Below are 2,883 nucleotides of genomic sequence, written 5' to 3'. Positions count from 1 at the left end.
CGCCGGCAAGGTCCGCAGCGAGGCGTCAACGAACTCCCGGGCCAGGGAGTTCAGCACGACATCCATGCCCCGGCCCCGCGTCGCCGTCAGGAACTGCTCCTCGAAGTCCAGCGTCCGTGACGATGCGACACGATCACCTTGCAGGCCCAGTGCTCGCAGCGCTGCGGTCTTCCCCGCACTCGCGGTCCCGAAGACCTCAGCGCCGAGATGCTTCGCCAGCTGTACGGCTGCCATCCCCACACCGCCGCTGGCGGCATGGATCAGCACCGACTCACCGGCTCGCAACCCAGCCAGGTCGTACAACGCGTAGTACGCGGTCAGGAACACCGCCGGTACCGACGCCGCTGTCGTGAACGACCACCCAGGGGGCATCTTCACGACCAGCCGGTGATCCGTGGTCACCACCGAGTGCAGGCCCTGCACGAACAGCCCCATCACCCGATCACCGACCACGACATCGGTCACCCCGGCACCGACGTCGACGACCGTCCCCGCACCCTCCAAACCCAGTGGTCCCGGACCATCCGGATACAGATCCAACGCGTTGAGCACGTCACGGAAATTGACCCCCGAGGCATGCACCGCAATCCGGACCTGACCAGCCTCAACAGGCTCATCGGTCTGCGCATACGACACCAGCGCCAGGTTTTCCAGTACTCCCCTGCTGGAGATATCCAGCCGCCACGGAGCCACAGGAACCGACATGGCGTCGGCAGCCGTCCGCACCAACCGGGGAGCGAAGGCATGACCGTCACGGATCGCCAGCTGTGGCTCGTCCCCACCCAACACGGCCGGCAACGAACGCCGCGACGCCGACCGGGCATCCAGATCCACCAACACGATCCGGTCCGGGTTCTCCGACTGCGCCGCGCGCACCAAACCCCACACCGGCGCCAGCACCGCATCAACACCGCCGACACCGGCACCGGCATCGACGGCGACCGCGTTGCGGGTCAGGACCACCAGCCGGGCCGTGCCGAGCTGGTCATCGGCCAGCCACGACTGCACCAGCTCCAACGCCCAACCCGTCACCGCCCGCACCCGCTCGCCGACCTCACCGTCCGCAGAAACCGGGATGTCCGCGGCCAGCACCAGATCTGGCATCGGCACCCCATCGGCGACCGCTTGGCGCAACCCGGCCAGATCCGGATACTGCTGCACCCCCGCCCCGACGGACTGCAACGCCCCGACCAACCCCGACGCGTCCGGTCCTTCCGCGCCGAGCACCGCCCACCGCGCCGACGCCGGCACCGGCCCGACACCGGTCGACGTCACCCAGTCGACCTGGAACAACCGGTCACCGTGCGCATCGGCGGCAGCATGCAACTGTTCGACGGCAACGGGTCGGGCCACCAGCGACCCCACCACCGCCACCGGCACCCCGGCACCGTCAGCCACGTCCAGCGAGAGCCCGCCATCATCTGCCTGGGTCAACCGCACCCGCAACGCCGCGGCGCCGGCCGCGAACACCGACACCCCCGACCATGCGAACGGCAACCGTACACCGTCGTCGCCATCGGAGCCGTCGGACTGCTCAGCCTCGAGCAGGCCCTTGAGCAGGCCGGCGTCGAGCAGGGCCGGGTGCAGGGCCGCGTCGAGCAGGGCCGGGTGCATCCCGAACAGACCGGCCTCCTGCGCCGCCGGCTCCGGCAGTGCGACCTCGGCGAACACCTCGCCGTCGCGGCGCCACACCGCCTGCAAACCTTGGAACGTCGGCCCGTAGCCGAACCCGGTCTCAGCCGACTGCTCGTACAGGCCGTCGACGTCCACCGGGACCGCACCGGAAGGCGGCCAGACGGTCAGATCGAACGCGGGTGCCTGCATCGCGGGGGACAGCACGCCGGTGGCGTGTCGCACCCAGCCATCGCCCGAGTCCTCACCGGTGTCTGGGCGGGAGTAGATGTTGACCGGTCGGCGGCCCGACTTCTCCTGCGGTCCACCGACCCACACCTGCACCTGGACCGCGCCGTCACCGGAGAACACCAGCGGCGCGGTCAGCGTCAACTCCTCCAACACTCCACAACCGGCCCGCTGCCCCGCACACACCGCCAGTTCCACGAAACCGGTCCCAGGGAACAGCACCGCGCCGGCCATCACGTGATCGGCCAGCCACGGATGCGTGCGCGCCGACAGCCTGCCGGTCCACAACACCCCGTCGCCTTCCGCGAGCGCGGTCACCGCGCCCAGCAACGGATGCCCGGCAGCCCCAAGCCCCGCCGCGGCCACATCTCCGGCCCCGGCAGCTGGGCTTCCCGGCCGCAGCCAGAACCGTTCCCGCTGAAACGCGTACGTGGGCAGGTCGACCCGGGTGCCCTGGACTCCGGCGAACACCGCCGGCCACCGCACCCCCACCCCAGCGGTGAACGCCTGCGCCATCGACAACAACAGCCGCTGCACATCCGACTCATCCCGACGCAACGAACCCAACACCGTCCCCTCAGCGGGCACAGCCAACACCGCGTCGAAACTCTCCTGAATCCCACCAGTCAACACCTGATGCGGACTCACCTCCAGGAACACCCGACACCCCTCCGCCAACAACACCCCCACCGTGTCCCCGAACTCCACCGTCTGCCGCAAATTCCGATACCAGTACCCCGCATCCAACCCCGCCGTATCCAACACACCCCCGGTCACCGTCGAATAGAACGGCACACCACCCGAAACCGGCACCACATCCCCGAGCACCTCCAACAACTCCGCCCGGATCGACTCGATCTGCACCGAATGCGAGGCGTAATCCACCGGAACAGCGCGAGCCCTGACCCCATCGGCCTGACACTGCGCCACGAACCCCTCCAAGGCCTCCGACCGGCCCGACACCACCACCGACGCCGGACCGTTCACCGCAGCCAACGACAACGCCCCAGCCCACCGCTCCAA

The 2,883-nt window shown here is 69.3% G+C and carries 1 protein-coding gene; it reads right to left on the bottom strand.

Going from position 1 to position 2,883, the window contains the following annotated elements; genetic code table 11:
- A partial coding sequence (locus tag ACFPIJ_RS47245) for an acyltransferase domain-containing protein (protein WP_380126055.1) occupies positions 1–2,883 on the bottom strand: 2,883 nt, incomplete at its 3' end.

It is taken from the genome of Dactylosporangium cerinum, from assembly GCF_042653625.1.
GTDB lineage: Bacteria > Actinomycetota > Actinomycetes > Mycobacteriales > Micromonosporaceae > Dactylosporangium > Dactylosporangium cerinum.
Note: the sequence above shows the minus strand (reverse complement) of the source record. Positions and strands in the feature narration are given on the sequence as shown.